The organism is Streptomyces sp. CB02980, from assembly GCF_014451325.2.
In the GTDB taxonomy this organism is placed as follows: domain Bacteria; phylum Actinomycetota; class Actinomycetes; order Streptomycetales; family Streptomycetaceae; genus Streptomyces.
In genome coordinates this window covers 700,094-719,006 of sequence record NZ_JACSCH020000001.1, presented here as the reverse complement: position 1 = coordinate 719,006, position 18,913 = coordinate 700,094, and the positions used below count along the sequence as shown (strand labels likewise).

15 protein-coding genes are annotated in these 18,913 nt (G+C 74.0%); 13 read left to right on the top strand and 2 right to left on the bottom strand.

Going from position 1 to position 18,913, the window contains the following annotated elements; all coding sequences use genetic code 11:
- Positions 1 to 624 precede the first annotated feature (624 nt).
- The 10 genes from E0F75_RS03285 (at position 625) to E0F75_RS03245 (ending at position 11,907) form a co-directional block, all read left to right on the top strand.
- Positions 625 to 1,827 (top strand): ROK family transcriptional regulator, encoded by a 1,203-nt coding sequence (locus E0F75_RS03285; protein WP_308189539.1) that lies wholly within the window; start codon positions 625 to 627, stop codon positions 1,825 to 1,827.
- Positions 1,828 to 1,903: 76 nt separating this feature from the next.
- The gene (locus E0F75_RS40655; protein ID WP_319313152.1) at positions 1,904 to 1,975 is read left to right on the top strand and encodes a putative leader peptide; all 72 of its coding nucleotides are present in this window, start codon (positions 1,904 to 1,906) and stop codon (positions 1,973 to 1,975) included.
- 318 nt (positions 1,976 to 2,293) lie between these two features.
- Complete coding sequence (locus tag E0F75_RS03280) at positions 2,294 to 3,886, top strand: ABC transporter substrate-binding protein (RefSeq protein WP_187620871.1); 1,593 nt, start codon at positions 2,294 to 2,296, stop codon at positions 3,884 to 3,886.
- Position 3,887: 1 nt separating this feature from the next.
- Positions 3,888 to 4,832: an ABC transporter permease gene (locus tag E0F75_RS03275; RefSeq protein WP_187620870.1), complete on the top strand. Its 945-nt coding sequence runs from the start codon at positions 3,888 to 3,890 to the stop codon at positions 4,830 to 4,832.
- A 5-nt stretch (positions 4,833 to 4,837) separates the two neighbouring features.
- The gene (locus E0F75_RS03270) at positions 4,838 to 5,695 is read left to right on the top strand and encodes an ABC transporter permease (protein ID WP_187620869.1); all 858 of its coding nucleotides are present in this window, start codon (positions 4,838 to 4,840) and stop codon (positions 5,693 to 5,695) included.
- Positions 5,692 to 7,614 (top strand): ABC transporter ATP-binding protein, encoded by a 1,923-nt coding sequence (locus tag E0F75_RS03265; protein ID WP_187620868.1) that lies wholly within the window; start codon positions 5,692 to 5,694, stop codon positions 7,612 to 7,614. Before E0F75_RS03270 ends, E0F75_RS03265 begins: the two co-directional genes overlap by 4 nt.
- Complete coding sequence (locus E0F75_RS03260) at positions 7,611 to 8,567, top strand: formylglycine-generating enzyme family protein (protein WP_187620867.1); 957 nt, start codon at positions 7,611 to 7,613, stop codon at positions 8,565 to 8,567. The genes E0F75_RS03265 and E0F75_RS03260 overlap by 4 nt, the downstream gene beginning before the upstream one ends.
- Positions 8,564 to 10,909 (top strand): arylsulfatase, encoded by a 2,346-nt coding sequence (locus E0F75_RS03255; protein ID WP_187620866.1) that lies wholly within the window; start codon positions 8,564 to 8,566, stop codon positions 10,907 to 10,909. The genes E0F75_RS03260 and E0F75_RS03255 overlap by 4 nt, the downstream gene beginning before the upstream one ends.
- Before the next feature lie 69 nt (positions 10,910 to 10,978).
- Positions 10,979 to 11,488, top strand: a complete 510-nt coding sequence (locus tag E0F75_RS03250; RefSeq protein WP_187620865.1) for a DinB family protein — start codon at positions 10,979 to 10,981, stop codon at positions 11,486 to 11,488.
- 71 nt (positions 11,489 to 11,559) lie between these two features.
- The gene (locus tag E0F75_RS03245; protein ID WP_187621027.1) at positions 11,560 to 11,907 is read left to right on the top strand and encodes a DUF4440 domain-containing protein; all 348 of its coding nucleotides are present in this window, start codon (positions 11,560 to 11,562) and stop codon (positions 11,905 to 11,907) included.
- Here E0F75_RS03245 and E0F75_RS03240 read toward each other — a convergent pair.
- Both E0F75_RS03240 and E0F75_RS03235 read right to left on the bottom strand, forming a co-directional pair.
- A complete protein-coding gene (locus tag E0F75_RS03240; protein ID WP_187620864.1) occupies positions 11,898 to 12,263 on the bottom strand; it encodes a hypothetical protein in 366 nt (121 codons plus the stop codon). The two genes, E0F75_RS03245 and E0F75_RS03240, sit on opposite strands and share 10 nt — an antisense overlap.
- 48 nt (positions 12,264 to 12,311) lie before the next feature.
- The gene (locus E0F75_RS03235; RefSeq protein WP_187620863.1) at positions 12,312 to 13,286 is read right to left on the bottom strand and encodes a LysR family transcriptional regulator; all 975 of its coding nucleotides are present in this window, start codon (positions 13,284 to 13,286) and stop codon (positions 12,312 to 12,314) included.
- A gap of 135 nt (positions 13,287 to 13,421) precedes the next feature.
- On the opposite strand from E0F75_RS03235, the gene E0F75_RS03230 reads away from it, so the two are divergent.
- The 3 genes from E0F75_RS03230 to E0F75_RS03220 all read left to right on the top strand — a co-directional run bounded on the left by E0F75_RS03230 (position 13,422) and on the right by E0F75_RS03220 (position 18,892).
- Positions 13,422 to 14,693, top strand: coding sequence for an MFS transporter (locus E0F75_RS03230; protein ID WP_187620862.1), 1,272 nt, complete (start codon positions 13,422 to 13,424; stop codon positions 14,691 to 14,693).
- 58 nt (positions 14,694 to 14,751) lie between these two features.
- Positions 14,752 to 16,242: a carboxylesterase/lipase family protein gene (locus E0F75_RS03225; RefSeq protein ID WP_187620861.1), complete on the top strand. Its 1,491-nt coding sequence runs from the start codon at positions 14,752 to 14,754 to the stop codon at positions 16,240 to 16,242.
- Positions 16,243 to 16,648: 406 nt separating this feature from the next.
- Positions 16,649 to 18,892 carry a sulfatase-like hydrolase/transferase gene (locus E0F75_RS03220; RefSeq protein ID WP_187620860.1) on the top strand — a complete coding sequence of 748 codons (2,244 nt, stop codon included), beginning with the start codon at positions 16,649 to 16,651 and terminating at the stop codon, positions 18,890 to 18,892.
- The last annotated feature ends 21 nt before the right edge of the window (positions 18,893 to 18,913 follow it).

Genomic DNA, 18,913 nt, shown 5'->3' with positions numbered 1-18,913 from the left:
TGGGTCCTTTCATGGGTCCGGTACGGGTTCCGGACAGGGCTCGGGCAGGGCTTGGACAGGGCTTGGACAGGGCCTGGACAGGGCTTGGACAGGGGCCCGGGCGGGCCCCGGACGGAATTAATCCCGGAGCGGAAGCAATGAGGAGGTGGGAAGCCCCGACGAGAGCCGGTGAGTTCCCACCGGTTCTCCTGCGTCGTACGAGCGCCGCGACGGGCCGGGCGACGGCCGACGGGCCTCGGGGCGGGACACGACGTGCGAGAGCCGGAGCGGCGTACCGCTCGCAGGAGGGGGTCGCGAGGATCAGACGCCGGAGACGGCGGGACAGGAGGAGGTCGCGAACATGTCCCGGAGACTCGCAGCGCCCGCCGCGGCGCGTCAAGCGCCAGTCCGCTCCCCGAACGGTCGCCCCCGATGGTTGAATCGGCGCCTGCCCGGCGCCGCCGACCCGCTCCGAATCATCCCGTCGAACCGCCAGTGACCTGCGGTGACTTCCCGTCGCGGCAGGCGCGGGAGCGGCGCGGGCGGCAGGCCGGCGGTCCCCGCGGGGACCGCCACGGATTTCACACCACCGCAACAGTGACCAGAGAGGCACCCATGACGAGGAACTCCCCGCACGGTCCCCGGATGGCAGGCGACGGCCGGCGCGAGGCCAACGCCGCCACCGTCCTGCGGACCGTCCTCGATCACGGACCGGTGGCCCGCAGTGCCGTCGCCCGGCTCTCCGGCCTCAGCCCCGCCGCCGTCTCGCGCCAGGCCACCGACCTCACCCGTCTGGGCCTCCTGCGCGAGCTGCCCGAACCGGCCGGGAGCGGGGGAGTGGGGCGGCCCCAGATCCCCGTCGACCTGCACATCGGGGCCTCCGGCGGGCCGGTCGCGGGCGGTGTCCATCTGGGCGTCCCCAGTTCGACCTTCGCCCTCGTCGACCTGCGCGGACAGGTCCTGGCCCGGCACTCGTACCCCCACGACGGCATCCCGCCGGACGGGCTGCCCGGTGCCGTCGCCCGCGAACTCCGTGCCTTCCTCGACGCCCACACGAGGAGGCGGCCGCTGCTCGGGGTCGGCGCCGCGGTCGGCGGCTGGGTGGATCCCGCCGAGGGTGTGGTCGTCCGCCACCAGGCCCTGGGGTGGCGGCGCCGTCCGCTCGCCGCCGAACTCGCCCGTGGCCTCGGCGGACGCACCGTGCGCGTGGACAACCACGCCCGTTCCATCGCCCAGTCGGAGATCCTCTTCGGCCGGCCCGCCGCCCGGCGGAGCCTGGTCCATCTGTTCATCGGCAATGTCGTCGACGCGGCCGTCGGGCTCGCCGGGGTCGTCCACCAGGGCCCCGGGGCCGCGGCCGGCGACGTGGCGCACCTGCCCGTGCCGGACTCCACCGTTCCCTGCCCGTGCGGGCGTTCCGGCTGTCTGGAGGCGACCGCCTCGAACACCGCGCTCGGCCGCACCGCCGTTCGTCGCGGGATCGTGCCCGAACCCGACACCTCCCTCGTGGTGGACGCGGCGGCGGCGGGGGACCGGCGTGCCGACCGGTTGCTCCGCGAGCGGGCCCGCGCGGTGGGCCGCGCCGTCGCCCTCCTGCTCGACGTCGTCAACCCCGATCTGGTCGTGGTGACCGAGCAGGCGAGCGTCCTCGCGCCGGAGTACCTGGAGGAGATCCGGGGGGCCGCGATCGACCTCTCGCACGTCTGCGACGATCCCGAACGCATCGTCAGTCCACATGCCGGACCGGCCACGCTGCCCGTCGCGGCGGGCACGGTTCTGTTGAATTCCCTGTTCAGAAGGCCTCTTGAGGCCATGGGTGAGCTGTTCCCTGTGGAGGGCGACAGCTGATGTCGTCTCAGAATGCGGTCAAGGCCGGTTGACCGCCCTGCGAAGCCGCTGTCATATTGCTCCCGTGAATCCGGACATGAGCCTCATCTCCCGCAGGCACGTCGACCTCTGTCGACAGGCCGGCGCGGTCTGTGCCGTCCGCGTCTGACCCAGGCGCCGGCCACCGCACCGGCCCCACCCGTTCCGCTCCGGCCCTGCCGAAGGCGGGTCGCCCGCCGTCGCTCCGCTGACGGGCCGCGCCCCCTGAAGTCCTGAACGCCGGCCGGATCGCGTCACACCCTCACTGCGCCACGCCCTCACCGCGTCACACCCTCACCACGTCGCCGCATCCCCGCGTGTCGCCCCGGAACCCCGTACCTCTGGGGACCCCCGGCCCCCCTTCCCCGCTCTCCGCTTCCCTTTCTTCCGCAGCGGGCCGAATCCGTGCGTCCCGCGCGCCTCCGACCTCTTTCACAGGCAGGCATCGATGACCGAGCTGTACTCCTCCGCACCCTCCGCCCCCTCGCGGCGCACCACCCTGCGCGCCGCGGGCGGCGGCACCCTGCTGCTCGGTCTCGGACTCGCCGGCTGCCGCTCGGCGGTCTCCGAGGCCGAGGCGCCCGCCGGAAAGGCCGGTGCGGGGCCCCGCCGCGGCGGCACCGTCACCGTCGCCGTCAACAGCGACTTCACGCCCAGCCTGCTCTTCGCCCAGAGCGGCCAGTCGCTCCAGCAGCGACTGATCTACAACACCCTCACCCGATACGACGACCGGCTGAAGCCGCAGCCCGAGCTCGCCACCTCCTGGGACTACGCCGAGGACGGCCGCGGCATCACCCTCAAGCTCCGTACCGGAGTCACCTACCACGACGGCCGTCCGTTCACCGCCGACGATGTGATCTTCGCGGTGAAGAACCTTCAGAACCCGCTGCGCGCAGCCCAGTTGAGGGCCACGGCGGCCGCCGTCACCGGCTTCGAGAAGCGCGGCGACCACGAGCTCGTCCTGCGGCTCGCCCATCCCGTGAACAACCTCTTCGACCTCTTCGAATTCATGATCATCACCGATCGGAACAGCGTCGAGGACGCCGTCACCGGCAGGAAGCTCAACGGCACGGGACCCTTCCGGCTGACCAAGTGGAGCCCCGGCACGGGCCTCAGCCTCACCCGCAATGAGAAGTACTGGCAGCCCGACCGCCCCTACCTCGACGCTGTCGAACTCCGCGTCGTGCCCCAGGCCGACGCCCTGCTGTCCTCCCTCCGCACCGGCCAGTCACAGCTCTCCTTCAGCGTCCCCGGCAAGAACCTCCCCGTCATCGCCTCCACCCCCGAGCTCGCCATCAGCGAGTACACCACCGGAGGCGGCGCCTACTACCTCGGCGTCAACACCACCGTCGCCCCGCTGAACGACAAGACCGTCCGGCAGGCCCTCGCCCGGGCCATCGACCGCGAACGGATCCTCAAGCAGGTCCTCGGCGGCTACGGGCTCGCCTCCGCCACCCCCTGGCCCAAGTCCTCGCCCGCCTTCACCGAGGCCGGCCGCACCCACTACACGTACGACCCCGGCAAGGCCCGCGAGCTCCTCAAGTCGGCCGGCCACACCCGGCTCGACCTGCCGCTCCTCCACATCAACCTGCCCGGAGACACCGCGGTCGCCGAGGCGATCCAGTACGACCTCAAGCAGATCGGCGTCCAGGTCACCCTCCAGCCCACCGACCCGGCCACCGCGCAGAAGAACCTCATCTCCCAGAAGATGCCGGGTCTCTGGGCCATGAGCCATGGCTTCGCCCAGGTCCAGCCCTCCACCCTCGCCGTCAGCGCGTACCCCTTCAACGAGGCCAAGAACACCTCGAAGTTCCGCTCCGCCGCCTACACGAAGATCGTCCGCGAGGCCTGGACCACGCCCGAGACCGGCGCCCGCGCCAACGCCCTCCGGCAGCAGATCACCGACACCCTCCTCGACGAGGCGTTCATCATCGACCTCGTCATCCGCGGCGCCGTCCAGGTCTCCGCGAAGAAGCTGCACGGCGTCACCCTCAACAAGTTCTCCTACCTCAACCTCGACGACGCCTACCTGGCGGGCTGAGATGCGCGGCTACCTGCTGCGGAGACTCCCCTCCGCCCTCCTCGTCCTCCTCGTCGCCTCCTTCGTCGCCTTCGCCGTCCTCCGGCTCGTCCCCGGAGACCCCGCGGCCGTCCTCGCGGGACCCGACGCGAGCCCCGAGACCGAGGCGGCCATCCGGGCCCGCCTCGGACTCGACGCCCCGCTGCACACCCAGTACCTCCGGTGGATCGGCGACCTCCTCACCGGGGACCTCGGACCGTCCTACGCGATCGGCGGACAGACCGCCGACCTCATCGGCGAAGGGCTCGGCGCCACCGTCGAACTCACCCTCGGTGCCCTGCTGTTCGTCGTCGTCCTCGGAGGTGCCTTCGGCATCCTCGGCGCCACCTCCCGCAACCGCTGGGCCGGCGGAGCCGTACGGATCCTCACCACCACCGCGCTCGCCGTGCCGCCCTTCGTCACCGGCGTCCTCCTCGTCCTCCTCTTCGCGGTCGTCCTCGGCGTCCTGCCCCCGGGCGGACGCGTCCCGCTCCTCACCGCACCCGACCTCGGCGTCCAGTACCTGTTGCTGCCCGCCCTCTGCCTCGCCCTGCCCAGCGCCGCCGTCCTCGGCCGCTACCTCAAGGACGGCATCGAACGCGCCCTCGCCGAGGACTACGTCCGCACCGCCACCGCCGCCGGCATCGCCCCACGACGCCTCCTCTGGCGACACGCCCTGCCGAACGCCCTCCCGCCCGTCGTCACCCTCCTCGGCATGCAGACCGGCCACCTCCTCGGCGGCGCCGTCCTCGTCGAGGCGATCTTCGCCTGGCCGGGCCTCGGCCAGCTCGCCGAACAGGCCCTGGTCCGCCGCGACTACCCCGTCGTCCAGGACCTGCTGCTGCTCCTCGTCACCGTCTTCGTCCTCGTCCAGCTGCTGACCGACCTCGTCCACGCCTGGCTCGACCCCCGGATCCGGTGGGAGTGACCGTCATGACCACCACCCTCACGAAGGCCGCGCCGCCCGCCACGCGCCGCCGCCATCCCTACCGGGCCGCCCTCGCCACCGCCCGAGGCCGCACCGGACTCGTCCTCGTCGGCCTGGTCGTCCTCGCCGGACTCCTCGCGCCGCTCCTCGCCGGACACGGGCCCACCGACCAGAGCGGTCTCGCGCTCGCCCCGCCCGGCACCCCCGGCCACCCGCTCGGCACCGACGACCTCGGCCGCGACCTCCTCGCCCGGCTGCTCCACGGCATCCGCGCGGACCTCGGCATCATCGTCGTCGCGGTGCCGCTCGGCGCCGCCCTCGGCTGCCTCCTCGCCCTGGCGGCAGCGGTCCACCCGATCGCGGACACCGTCGTCCAGCGCACCTTCGACCTGATCCTCGCCTTCCCCGGACTGATCCTCGCGCTCGCCGTCACCGCCGTCCTCGGCCCCGGCCGGCTCCCCGTGATCCTCGTCATCGCGCTCGCCGAGATCCCCGTCTTCGGACGACTCCTCCGCACCGGGATCCTCGTCCAGCGCGGCCGGGAGTACGTGACGGCCGCCCGCGTCGGCGGCACCTCGGGCGGCCGGATCCTCACCCGCCACATCCTGCCCAACGCCGCCGACCCGCTCGTCGTCCAGATCGCCGTCTCCCTCACCGTCGCCGTCTTCATCGAAGGCGCGATGAGCTTCCTCGGCGTGGGCGTCCGGCCCCCCGAACCCACCCTCGGAGCCGTCCTCAGCCAATCGATGCCCTATCTCGCCCAGGCCCCGCACTTCGCTGCCGGACCGCTCGTGACCGTGACCGTGCTCGTCCTCGGCCTCTCCCTGACCGCCGAGGCACTGAACCGGGAGATACGCCGATGACCACCCCACCGCTGCTCGAAGTCCAGGGCCTCGACGTGGAGTTCACCACTCCCGACGGGGGGAGGCTGCACGCCGTCCGGGACGTGTCGTTCACCCTCCGCCGGGGCGAGACGCTCGCCGTCGTCGGCGAGTCGGGCTCCGGCAAGTCCACCACCGCCCTCGCCCTGCTCGGGATGCTGCCCGGCACGGGCCGGGTCCGCGGCGGCTCGGTCCGGCTCGACGGGGAGGACCTCGTCGCGGCCGGGGAGGACCGGCTCCGGGCCGTACGGGGCGCCCGCATCGGCATGATCTTCCAGGACCCGATGACGGCCCTCAACCCCGTCCTCACGATCGGCCGCCACCTCGACGAGGTCCTCCGCGCCCACGCGGGACACGCTCCCGCAGGACATGCCAGGGCGGGAGGCGCCAGGGCGGGACACGCTCCCGTCCGACGTGACAGGACCGCCCGGCGCGCCCGGGCCGTCGAGCTCCTCCGCCTCGTCGGCATCCCCGACCCCGAGCGGCGTCTCGACGACCACCCGCACCAGTTCTCCGGCGGCCAGCGCCAGCGCGTCCTCATCGCCATGGCCCTCGCCGGCGAACCCGACGTCCTCCTCGCCGACGAACCGACGACCGCCCTCGACGCCACCGTCCAGGACCAGATCCTCACCCTCCTCGGTGAGCTCACCCGTACCACCGGCACCGCAGTCGTCCTCATCACCCACAACATGGGCGTCGTCGCCCGCGCCTGCGAGCGCGTCCTCGTGATGTACGGAGGCACGGTCGTCGAGGACGGCCCCACCGCCGAGGTCCTCACCCGCCCCCGCCACCCCTACACCGCCGGTCTCCTCGCCGCCGTGCCCCGGCTCTCCACCCCCTCCGGCACCCGGCTGACCGGAATCCCCGGCACCCCGCCCGACCTGAGCCTCCCGCTCACCGGCTGCGCCTTCGCCGCCCGCTGCGCCCTGGTCGAGGACCGCTGCCTCACCACCGCCCCACCGCTCACCGCCGTCGGCGCCGCCGTGGGCGGCACCGTCCGCGCCGCCTGCCTGCCCGCCGCCGAACACGCCGAACCACTGCCGCCCGCCCCGCCGCCCGCGCGGATCGACCGCCCCGCGCCGGGAGCCGTCGTCCTGGCCGCCGAGGGACTGCACAAGACCTACAGGAGTCGTCGTCGTCGCCTCACCGCCCTCGACGACGTCTCGATCACCCTCGCGGCGGGGGAGACCCTCGGGATCGTCGGCGAGTCCGGCTCCGGCAAGTCGACCCTCGCCCGGGTCCTCGCCCACGCCCACCCCGCCGACGCGGGCCAAATCCTCCTCGACGGCCGGGACGTCACCCGCCCCGACCGCGCCGAGCTGCACTCCGTACGCCGCCGTGTGCAGATGGTCTTCCAGGATCCGTACGCCTCCCTCAACCCCCGTATGACCGTGGGGGAGATCGTCGCCGAGCCGCTGCGCGCCTTCGGCATCGGCACCCCCGCGGAGCGCCCCGCCCGCGTCGCGGAACTCCTCCGCCTCGTCGGCCTCGACCCGGCAGCCGCCGGCCGGCACCCCCGCTCGTTCTCCGGCGGCCAGCGACAGCGCATCGGCATCGCCCGCGCCCTCGCCCCGGAACCGGCCGTCCTCATCTGCGACGAACCCGTCTCCGCGCTCGACGTCTCCGTCCAGGCCCAGATCGTCGGCCTCCTCACCGACCTCCAGCGCGACCTGGGCCTCGCCCTCGTCTTCATCGCCCACGACCTGGCCGTCGTCCGCCAGGTCAGCCACCGCATCGCGGTGATGCACGACGGCCGGATCGTGGAGACCGGCGGCGCCGACGAGCTGTGCGAGCGTCCCCGCGACCCCTACACGCGCGCGCTGCTCGCCGCCGCACCCGAGCCCGTTCCCGTCGCGGCCCGGCAGCCCGCACCGCGCACGACCGAGGCGGTGACCGTATGAGCGCCTGCTGCACCCCCGGACGTGGCTGTACCGCCGGCACCGGCCGTCCGGACGCCCTCGCACTCCTCCCGTCGCCCACCGTGCGGACCGCCCCGCCGCTCCACCCGCTGGTGGAGCTGCCGGGCGGCACCTTCCGCATGGGCGACGCCTTCGGCGAGGGCTACCCCGCCGACCACGAGGGACCCGTACGGGAGGTGACCGTCGCCCCCTTCGCGATCGGCGCCACCGCCGTCACCAACGCCCGGTACGCCGAGTTCGTCGAGGCCACCGGACACCGCACCGACGCCGAACGCTTCGGCTCCTCCTTCGTCTTCCACCTGCTGCTCCACCCCGCCGCCGAACGTCACGTCCTCGGCGCCGTCCCACAGGCCCCCTGGTGGCTCGGCGTCAGCGGCGCCGCCTGGCACGCCCCCGAGGGCCCCGGCTCCGACCTCGAAGGCCGCGCCGACCACCCCGTCGTCCACATCAGTCACGGCGACGCCCTCGCCTACTGCGCCTGGGCAGGTGTCCGGCTGCCCACCGAGGCCGAATGGGAGTACGCGGCCCGCGGCGGCCTCGACGGCGCCCGCTACCCCTGGGGCGACGACTTCACCCCCGGCGGCCGGGAGATGTGCAACACCTGGCTCGGCACCTTCCCGCACCGCTCGGAGCGGCCCGGAGGACGCATCGGCACCATCCCCGTCACCGCGTACGCCCCCAACGGGTACGGCCTCCACAACACCTCCGGCAACGTCTGGGAGTGGTGCGCCGACCCCTTCGGCCCGGTGCGGCCGCCGACCCCCGGCCAGGTCCCCGAGCGCGTCATCCGCGGCGGCTCCTACCTCTGCCACGCCTCCTACTGCAACCGCTACCGGGTCGCCGCCCGCTCCCACAACACCCCCGACTCCTCGACCGGCCACGGCGGCTTCCGCGTCGCCCGCTCGCTCCCCCCGGAAGGACCCGACCCCGCATGACCACCGGCACCCCACGCGAAGCCACTCGGCCCACCGCCGCCCGGCGCGACCCCTACGAGGGGTTCGCCGGGCGCGTCGGCCGCACCTTCGCGGAGTCCGAGCCCGCCTGGCCCACCCGGACCACCCCGCCCGCCAAGGCCCCCAACATCGTCGTCGTCCTCGTCGACGACATGGGCTTCAGCGACATCGGACCCTTCGGCTCCGAGATCCCCACGCCCGTCCTCGACGGACTCGCCGACACGGGCGTCCGGCTCACCAACTACCACACCATGCCCCTGTGCTCACCGGCCCGTGCCGCCCTGCTCACCGGCCTCAACCCGCACCGCGTCGGCTACGCCATGGTCGCCAACTCCGACCCCGGCTTCCCCGGTTACGGCATGGAGATCGCGGACGACATCCCCACCCTCGCCGAACTCCTCCACGACGCCGGCTACGCCACCTACGCCGTCGGCAAATGGCACCTCGTCCGCGACTCCGCCTCCAACGCGGCGAACGACCGCGTCAACTGGCCCCTGCAGAAGGGCTTCGACCAGTACTACGGTGTCCTGGAAGGGCTCACCAGCCTCTTCCACCCGCACCAGCTCGTCCGGGACAACAGCCCACTCGACATCGACGAGTTCGCCGACGACTACTACTACACCGACGACATCACCGACCAGGCGATCTCCATGGTGAAGTCGCTGCGCGCCCACGAGCCCGACAAGCCCTTCTTCCTCTACCTCGCCCACAACGCCGTCCACGGCCCCCTCCAGGCCAAGGCCGAGGACATCGTCCGCCACCGCGGCCGCTACGACGAGGGCTGGGACGTCCTGCGCGAGCGGCGCTTCGCCGCCCAGCTCGCCGCCGGCCTCTTCCCGCCCGGCACCGAACTCCCCGCCCGCAACAGCGAGGCCGGACTCGACGCCCCCGCGTGGGATTCCCTGACGGACAGTCAACAGCAGCTCTACTGCCGCTACATGGAGGTGTACGCGGCCCTCGTCGACAACATCGACCAGAACCTCGGCCGGCTCACCGACACCCTCGCCGCCCTCGGTGAACTCGACAACACCGTCATCGTGTTCACGTCCGACAACGGCGGCACCGGCGAGGGCGGCGCCGAGGGCACCCGCTCGTACTTCAGCCGCTTCGTCCACCACCCCCGCCTCCCCGGCGACTGGGACCCCGACGTGGACCGCGACCCCGAGCTCATCGGCGGCCCCCGCAGCCTCGTCCACTACCCCCGCGGCTGGGGCATGGCCTCCAACACCCCCTTCCGCCTCTACAAGGGCCACACCTACGCGGGCGGCGTCCGCGTGCCGTTCGTCCTCTCCTGGCCCGAAGGCGTCAGGGACGGCCGGCTCGCGAGCGGACCGCGCCCCCAGTACCAGTACGTCACCGACATCGCGCCCACCCTCCTCGAACTCGCCGGTCTCGCCCGGCCCGAGAGCCGCGCGGGCGTCCCGCTCCAGGAACCGGACGGCATCAGCTTCACCCCCGTCCTCGCCGACCCCGCCCACGCGTCCACCCACCCCGAGCAGTACTGCGAGATGACCGGCAACCGCAGCCACTACCGCGACGGCCACAAGCTCGTCACCCTCCACCGGCCCGGGGCCCCCTACGACGACTCCGAATGGGCCCTGTACGACATCCGTACCGACCCCACCGAGATCCACGACCTCGCCGCAGCCCACCCCGAACTCGTCAAGGAACTCTCCGCGGCCTGGGAGGACGCCGCCTGGCGCAACGGAGTCTTCCCGCTGCCCGACCACAGCGGGGCACTCGCCCGCCGCAACCCGGCCGAGGAGCGCCTCACCCGCCCCCTCACCCTGCTGGCCGGCACCCCGGAGCTGGAGCGCTACCGCTCCTCCCGGCTCGTCTCGCTGCGCTCCTTCGAGATCGCCGTGGCCGTCGACGAGACCGGGGACGGCGTCCTCGTCTCCCACGGCGACCAGGGCGGCGGCTACAGCCTCTACGTCGAGAACGGCCGGCTCGCCCTCGCGTACAACGAGTACGGAACCCTCCACGAGACCGACGCGGGCCCCCTCGGCCCCGGCCCGCACGCGATCCTCCTCGCCGCCACGGCGGAGGAGGGACTGCGCTGGCGGTTCACGATCACCGTGGACGGCGAGCACCGCGCCGCCCCCGACAGCGTGCACCAACTCATCGGCATGGCTCCGTTCCAGGGCATCAGCATCGGCGTCGACCGGAAGTCCCCCGTCTCCTGGCCGCTCTTCGAACGCCACCGGTCCTTCCGCTACACCGGTCGGCTGAAGTCCGTCACCTACCGGCCCGGAGCCCCCGGCCCCGACGCGCCCGAAGCCGTCGCCGCCGCGCTCAAGGAGGCCGCAGCCGCCTTCGAGTAGACCTGCCCGTCCGGGGGTCGCCGGGGAAATTCCCGGGCCACCCCCGGAGGACGGCGGCACAATGACCGCATGACCATCCGAGATCACCGCACGTCCGTGCCGTACACCGGGGACGAACGCGCCGTCCTCACGGCCATGCTCGACTTCCAGCGCGACACCCTCGCCCTGAAGTGCGAGGGGCTCACGCCTGAGCAGCTGCGGACGCGGGCGGTCGACCCCTCGGGGCTCTCCCTCCTCGGTCTCGTCCGCCATGCCGCCGAGGTCGAACGCGGCTGGTTCCGGAACACTCTCAACGGCGAGCGGAGCCGCAGCCCCTGGACGCCGCCGGGCTCCACCGACTGGGCCGACTTCGACGTGGACGAGGCCGACGTCGACGAGGCCTTCACCGTCTGGCGCGAGGAGTGCGCCCGTGCCCGCGCGATCGTGGCCGCGGCCGACTCCCTCGACGTCACCGGAACCCACGAGGAGGAGACGTACTCCGTGCGCTACGTCCTCGCCCACATGATCGAGGAGTACGCACGGCACAACGGCCACGCCGACCTGCTGCGCGAACGCCTCGACGGCACGACGGGGGAGTGACACGGGTGACCGCCTTCGCACCCCCCGACGACCCCGACATCGCCGAGGCCGTCGCCGGCGAACTGGCGCTCATGGACCCGGCCGTACGCGTCTCCCGGGCGCGCGCCGCCGAACTGCTCGACCCCGAGTTCGTCGAGGTCGGCGCCTCCGGCCGGCGCTGGACGTACGAGGAGATGCTCGCCGGTCTCCCCGAGATGTCCGGCGCGACGGAGGACGGACCGCGCTACGAGCCCACCGCCTTCTCGGCCACGCTGCTCGCCCCCGGCCTCGTCCACCTCACGTACGAGACGCTCCACGACGGCCGCAGGGCCAGACGCAGCTCGCTCTGGCGCCGCGGCCCCGCCGCGCCGGCCGGAACCGCCCTGCGGATGTACTACCACCAGGGAACGCCCGTACCCGAGGCGGACGTTCAGCCGTAGGCGTCGGTGACGCAGTCGACCGCGCAGCGCCAGTGCTCGAACCGGCGGCGCAGCGCGGCCGCCGCGTGCCTCCGCTCCACCCCGGCGTACCCGTAACGCTCCTGCGTGGTGCGCACCACGGCCTCGACGGTGACGATCGCCGGTTCGCCCTCGCCGGCCGACCGGCGGGCCAGCGCGATCACATGGTCGGCCGCCCGCTGGAGATCGCGGGCGTACTCCTGCTGGGCCACGGAACGCGCGCGGGACGCGGCGAACGGCCGGACCGCGCGCCCCTTCCAGACCACGCCGGCGGTGATGAGCCCCGCACCGAGCAGGAGCACGAGCGCGCCCCCCACGGCATCATGGATCCACTGCATCACGGGCCGCCCTTCCCTGCGCCTGCCCGTCCCCCGGGCGTTCAGAGTCTAGGGCTCGGGAGGATGATCCCGTGGCCGTGCCCAGGCGGGTGTCCAGATGTCGGCCTGCCGCCCGGCCGCGGCGGGGGACCCGGGGGCCCCGGGCGAGGCGGCGAGGTGGTCGCGAAGGGTGAGCAGCGAGGGGTGCGGGTTGTCCGCGGCCCACAGAAGTGAGTGCGGATATACCGGAGTCGGACCGTGTACGGCGACGCGCCGCAGGTCGTGCCCCTGCGGCCAGACGAGGCGGGTGCCCTCGCCGACGAACGTCGCAAGCTCGGGGGAGTCCGCGATGGTGTCGAACAGCGCCTCGGGGCCGAAGTCCGGGCCCGTCACCTCGATGGTGAGCCCGAACCGGGCGGCCAGGTCCGCGTAGTAGGCCGCCCACTCGGTCCCGCCGACGATGCCGGGAATCCAGATCCGATGGCCGGCGAGCCGCGTGAGCGGGACGGACCGCGCGCCCGCGAGCGCGTGCCGGGGACCCGTCAGGAGCTGCAGCGGCTCGTCCAGGACCGGGAGCGCCTCGATGCCTTCGGGAAGCCGACGGCCGGGCATCGTGACCGCCCGGAAGGACGCGTCGATCGTGCCGGCCCCGAGGGCGGCGACGGCCGCGTCGGCGTCGAAGAGCGTCACGACGTCCAGCTCGATCTCCGGATACGCCCGGTGGAACCCCCGCAGCAGCCCCGCGGTCGCCAGCCGCCGGCCGATCACGTCCACGCGCAGCGCGCGCCGCTCGGGCCGTACGGAGGCCATCGCCCGCGCCTCGGCGTGGAGCAGGGCGCGCGCGTGCGGCAGGAACGCCTGCCCGTCGATCGTCACCTCCGCCCCGCGTGCGGTGCGGGCGAGCAGCCGCACGCCGAGCTCCCTCTCCAGCGCGGCGACCCGCTTGGAGACGGCCTGCTGGGTGACCGCGAGCTCGGCGGCCGCCTCCCGGAACCGGCCCGAGTCCACCACGGCCAGGAAGGTGCGCACGGCTTCGAGATCCACGCCCCGAGCCTAGACCGACAACCGTGGGTTGTGTCGTGGGTGCGCCCCGGTTGTTTGATCTGCGCGTCCTCGACTCGCTTTGATGGCGGCCGACGGTCCGCGGTTGTGCGGCCGTTCCGCGAGAGGGGTACGGGCATGGCGGGTGGGGCGTCCCTCGGACGGGACTTCGGGTGGCTGTGGGCGGCGTACGCGGCCGGCACCCTGGGCACCTGGGTCGCCTTCAACGCCCTCCCGCTGCTCGCCATCACCGTGCTCCACAAGGGCTCCGCCGAGGTGGCGGCGCTGGCCGCCGTGGGGGCCGCCGTCGGCGCGGCGGTGGCGCTGCCGCTCGGCCCCTGGGTGGAGTTCCGCCTCAAGCGGCCCGTGATGATCGCCATGGACCTCGTGCGGTGCGCGGCGATGCTGAGCGTCGCCGCCGCGTACGCGCTGGACCGGCTCGGCTTCGTCCAGCTCCTCGTCGTCTCCGTGGTCGTCTCCGCGGCCGACATCACCTTCGGCGCTGCCTCAGGCGCCTGCCTGAAGGCGCTCGTACCGGCGCAGGGCCGGCTTGTCGCGCAGGCCCGGCTCGAATCCACGACCTGGACCGCGACCGTCCTCGGACCGCCGCTCGGTGGCGCTCTGGTCACCCTCCTCGGCCCGGTGGCGACCGTACTGGTGGACGCCCTGAGCTATCTGCTCTCGGCGGCGGGCATCCGCGCGATCAAGGGGCGCGAGCCCCGCCCCGCACGTAAGGAGGGGTCGGGGATGAGGGCCGGCGCCGCACGCAGGAAGGGGGCGGGGATGAGGGCCGGCGACCTTCTCGAAGGGTGGCGGCACATCCTCGCCCAGCCCGTCCTGCGCCCGCTGTTCCTCAACTCCGTCCTGGTCAACGGGCTGATCATGGCGACCGCACCCCTTCTCGCCGTCCTCATGCTGGGGCCGCTGGGCTTCGCCCCCTGGCAGTACGGGCTCGCCTTCGCCGTGCCCTGTATCGGCGGGCTCATCGGCTCACGGCTCTCCCGGCCGCTCGTCGCGCGGTACGGCCGGCACCGGGTCCTGCGGACCTCGGGCGTGCTCCGGGCCTGCTGGCCCGTCGGCCTCGCCCTCGTCCACCCGGGCGTCACCGGCCTCGTGCTCGTGATGGCGGTGGAGCTGGCGCTGATCACCTGCGCCGCGGTGTTCACCCCGGTGCTCGCCGCCCACCGCCTCGACCTGACGCCGACCGACCGGGTCGCCCGTACCCTCACCGCCTGGTCCGTCACCGCGAAGGCCTCCCTCGCCGCCCTGACCGCGCTCTGGGGGCTCCTCGCTGCCGCTGTCGGACCCCGCGCGGCGATCGGCCTGGCAGGCGTCCTGCTGCTGGCCACGCCGCTGCTGCTGCCCAGGGAGGAGGCGCGTGCGACAGCGAACGTTGACACGTGTAAGTAGCGGATGACAGGCTCCTGCCCCGGGCTTCGTGTGCCCCCGCGCAGAAGGAGCAGCACCCATGAGCACCACGGCCACCACCGGCAGCACAGTGACCACCGACCGCGGTCCCGTCCGTGGCGAGCGCCGTGCCGACGGCAGCCTGCGCTTCCTCGGCATCCCGTACGCGCAGCCGCCCGTCGGCGACCTGCGGTTCGCCGCGCCCGTGCCGCCGGAGCCGTGGACGGAGCCGCTGGACGCCACCGCGTACGGCCCGACGGCCCAGCGCCGCCCCTTCGCCGAGATCACCACCATCCCCGAGCCCTCCGTCCCGGGCGCCGGAATCCTCAACCTCAACGTCTTCACCCCCGGCACCGACCCCGCCGCCGCGCTGCCCGTCCTCGTCTGGATCCACGGCGGCGGCTACGTCGCCGGCTCGGCGGCCAGCCCCTGGTACGACGGAGCCGCCTTCAACCGGGACGGCGTCGTCCTCGTCTCGGTCGGCTACCGCCTCGGCATCGAGGGCTTCCTGCACCTGGAGGACGCCCCCGACAACCGGGGCGTACGCGACTGGATCGCCGCCCTGGAATGGGTACGGGACAACATCGCGGCCTTCGGCGGCGACCCCGCCAAGGTCACCGTCGCCGGACAGTCGGCGGGCGGCGGCGCCGTCCAGACCCTCCTCGCCGTCCCCGCCGCCCAGGGCCTGTTCCGTGGCGCGCTCTCCGTCTCGGGCGCCGTCCCGCGGCCCGACGGCCCGGAGGCCGCCCGTGCCGCCTCCCGGCTCCTCACCGCCCGCACCGGCGTACCGGCCACCGCCGCCGCCCTCCGCGACCTGGGAGACGACGAGATCCTCGCCCTCCAGGACCGCATGAACGAGCCGGGCCCCGACCGCGAGGGCCTGCCGCCGATGCTGTCCTTCGCCCCCTTCGCCGACGGCGAGCTCATCCCGCTGCCCGTCCTCGACGCGCTCACGACGGGCGAGGCGGGCGCGGACGTGCCGCTGATGCTCGGCTTCACCGAGCACGAGTTCACGATGTTCCCCGCGCCCGGCCCGGAGGCCCCGCCACTGCCCGTCCTCCTCGGCGGCCTCGGCCTCGACCCCGCGCGGACCGACGCCCTCACACAGGAGTACGCGGAGGGCGGCCCGGAGCGGCTCTTCGGCCAGGCGCTGACCGACGCGACCTTCCGCGCCCCGAACCTCGCCGTCGCCGACGCCCGCGCCGCCCGCGAACGGCCCACCTGGCTCTATGAGTTCGCCTGGCGCTCACCCGCCGCGGACCTCGCCTTCCACTGCGTCGACCTGCCCTTCGCCTTCGACCTCCTCGACGCCGAGGGAGTCCCGGCCGTCGCCGGGGACGCGCCGCCGCGCGCGCTGGCCGACGCCATGCACCGGGCCTGGGTCGCCTTCGTGACCGACCAGGACCCGGGCGCCGACTGGCCCCGCTACACGGAGGCCGGACGAGCCACCATGATCTGGGACACCGAGCCCCGGATCGCCTCGGACCCGGTCCACCGGGTCCGCGAACTCTGGCTGGACCGAGCGCCGGGCGGGCCCGGACACCTGGACTGAGCGGTGGCGGCGGGCGCGGGCGGTGGTGTGCCCGCGCGGCGGCCGACCCGGGGATGGAGACGTGCGGTGCCGGCCCGGGGGTGGACGCGTGCGATGCCGGCCCACGCGGGGAGCGGACCAGGGCCTGTCCGGCGGACCAGGGCCTGTCCGGCGGATCAGCGCCGGACACGCCCCGGCGGTGGGCCCCGGGTGGGGGCCCGGTCCGGCTCGTCACAGGGGGCGGACCGGCTCAACAGGCGCGTGTCACACGCTTTTCATACGCCGTGCATGGTCCGCCGGGGCGGGGGCCGCCATGCTCGGCTGGATGCCGGGGGCGGACGACAGGCCCTTGCCCGCCCCTGGCATCCAGCCGTTCCCGGCATGCCCGCGCGCGCCGCGTCCGACTCCCCGCCCAAGGAGCCCCACCATGTCCAGTCGCCGCCGCTTCATCGCCGGGTCCGCCGCCACCCTCGGCGCCCTGCCCGCGACCGCCGTCGCCGACGCCCAGGCGGCACCGGCACCGGCTGCGGCCGGGACCGGGAGCGCGGCGGCACCGACCCGCCCGCCGAACCTCGTCGTCGTGCTCGCCGACGACCTCGGACACGGCGAACTCGGCGCGTACGGCCAGAAGCTCATCACCACCCCGCGCCTCGACGGACTCGCCGCGGAGGGGCTGCGGTTCACGGACGCGTACTCGACGGCGGCCGTCTGCGCCCCCTCCCGCTGCTCGCTCCTCACCGGTCTGCACACCGGGCACGCGACCGTCCGGGCCAACCCGTCCGGGGCGCAGGGCTCCCTCACCGCCGCCGACACCACCTTCGCCCAGGTGCTCAGGGCCCGCGGCTACCGCACCGGGGTGATCGGCAAATGGGGCTTCGGGCCGGAGAGCGCCGGCCAGGACAGCCACCCCAACGCCCGGGGCTTCGAGGAGTTCCACGGCTACATCGACCACGGTCACGCCCACCAGTACTACCCCGCCTACCTCTGGCACAACGGCGTCAAGGAGCCGATCGCCGCCAACGCGGGCGGCGCCAAGGGCGCCTACGCCCCGGACCTGCTGCGGCAGCGGGCGCTGGACTTCCTCGACCGACACGCGGCCGAACCGTTCCTCCTTCTGCTCACCCCGACCGTGCCCCACGCCCCCAGCGACATCCCCGACCACGGCGCGTACGCCTCCCGGACGTGGAGCGCCGCGAACAAGGGCCACGCCGCCCAGGTGAGCCTCTTCGACGCCCTCGTCGGCGACGTCGTCGACCGGCTGAGCTCCCTCGGCCTCGCGGACGACACGATCGTCCTCGTCACCAGCGACAACGGCCCCCACGAGGAGGGCGGCGTCAACCCCGACCTGTTCGACTCCAACGGACCGCTGCGCGGCTACAAGCGCAACCTGTACGAGGGCGGCGTCCGCGTCCCCCTCGTCGCCTGGGGCCCCGGCCGGATCCGGACCGGCACGAGCGACCGCCCGACCCCGCTCACCGACCTCCTCCCCACCCTCGCCGAGCTCGGCGGCGCCCCCGCGCCCTCCGACGTCGACGGACTCTCGGTCGCACCGCTGCTCGCCGGAGGCACGGAGGCCGCACTCCACGACCACCTGTACTGGTTCCGCGACGAGCGGGGCGTCACCTCCCGCGCCGACGCCCAGGACAAGCAGCGGGCCACCTGGCTCGCCGAGGCGCTCCGCAAGGACCGGTGGAAGGCGGTCAGGTTCGCCCCCGTCCGCGACCACGCCCTGCCGGACGACCAGTGGCAGGTGGAGCTGTACGACCTGGCCACCGACATCGGCGAGAGCTCGGACCTCGCGTCCCGCCACCCCGCCCGGGCCGCCGAACTCGTCGCGCTGATGCGCTCCTCATGGCAGGACACCTACCCCCGCGCCGCGTTCGGCACGACCCTCACCGTGCCGCCGCTCGCCGTCCCGGGCCAGGCCTTCACCGTCACCGCCGCGCTCGCCAACGGCTCGTCACGCCCCTGGAGCTCCGCGGCCCTCGCCCTGCGTGCGCCCGCGGGCTGGACCGTTCAGGCCATCACGCCCACCACCGCCGGGCAGCTCGCTCCGGGCGCCGCGCTCACCGTCGGCTGGCAGGTCACTCCGCCCGCCGGCGTCCCCGCCTCCACTCCGTGGACCCTCACCGCCGAAGGCACCGCGCTCGCCGCGGGAGCTCCCGTGCGGTACGAGGACGCGGGCCTCGTCACCACCCCGCCCTCGGCACCCGCCCGGGACAGCTACCTCTCCGACCTCACCTGGATCCACGCCGTCAACGGCTGGGGCCCGGTGGAACGCGACACGTCCAACGGCAAGAACGCCGGGGGCGACGGCACCCCGATCGCCTTCGGCGGCACCACCTACGCCAAGGGGCTCGGCGTCCACGCCCACAGCGACGTCGCCTTCCACCTGGGCGGCGCCGGGGACCGGTTCACCGCCCTGGTCGGCATCGACGACTTCTCGGCCCGCCAGAGCTCCGCCGGAGCCACCCGCGCCACCGTGTACGGCGACGACCGCGTTCTGTTCACCACCCCCGTCCTGACCGCAGCCGGCGGCCCCGTCCCGGTGGACGTCGACGTGCGGGGCGTCCGGGTGCTGCGCCTGGAGGTGGCGGACGCCAACGCCAAGACCTCCTTCGACCACACCTCCTGGGCCCTGGCCCGCGTCACGGTCCTCCCGCGGACATGAGCGGCCGGCGGGTCACGGTCG

Bases quoted from the DNA above. Each gene is read 5' to 3' on its own strand.
- E0F75_RS03245 (WP_187621027.1), top strand. From the start codon at position 11,560: ATGGACCCGGCCGTACGCGTCTCCCGGGCGCGCGCCGCCGAACTGCTC.
- E0F75_RS03225 (WP_187620861.1), top strand. From the start codon at position 14,752: ATGAGCACCACGGCCACCACCGGCAGCACAGTGACCACCGACCGCGGT.
- E0F75_RS03275 (WP_187620870.1), top strand. From the start codon at position 3,888: ATGCGCGGCTACCTGCTGCGGAGACTCCCCTCCGCCCTCCTCGTCCTC.
- E0F75_RS03250 (WP_187620865.1), top strand. From the start codon at position 10,979: ATGACCATCCGAGATCACCGCACGTCCGTGCCGTACACCGGGGACGAA.
- E0F75_RS03255 (WP_187620866.1), top strand. From the start codon at position 8,564: ATGACCACCGGCACCCCACGCGAAGCCACTCGGCCCACCGCCGCCCGG.
- E0F75_RS03240 (WP_187620864.1), bottom strand. From the start codon at position 12,263: ATGCAGTGGATCCATGATGCCGTGGGGGGCGCGCTCGTGCTCCTGCTC.
- E0F75_RS03260 (WP_187620867.1), top strand. From the start codon at position 7,611: ATGAGCGCCTGCTGCACCCCCGGACGTGGCTGTACCGCCGGCACCGGC.
- E0F75_RS03220 (WP_187620860.1), top strand. From the start codon at position 16,649: ATGTCCAGTCGCCGCCGCTTCATCGCCGGGTCCGCCGCCACCCTCGGC.
- E0F75_RS03230 (WP_187620862.1), top strand. From the start codon at position 13,422: ATGGCGGGTGGGGCGTCCCTCGGACGGGACTTCGGGTGGCTGTGGGCG.
- E0F75_RS03270 (WP_187620869.1), top strand. From the start codon at position 4,838: ATGACCACCACCCTCACGAAGGCCGCGCCGCCCGCCACGCGCCGCCGC.
- E0F75_RS03285 (WP_308189539.1), top strand. From the start codon at position 625: ATGGCAGGCGACGGCCGGCGCGAGGCCAACGCCGCCACCGTCCTGCGG.
- E0F75_RS03265 (WP_187620868.1), top strand. From the start codon at position 5,692: ATGACCACCCCACCGCTGCTCGAAGTCCAGGGCCTCGACGTGGAGTTC.
- E0F75_RS03280 (WP_187620871.1), top strand. From the start codon at position 2,294: ATGACCGAGCTGTACTCCTCCGCACCCTCCGCCCCCTCGCGGCGCACC.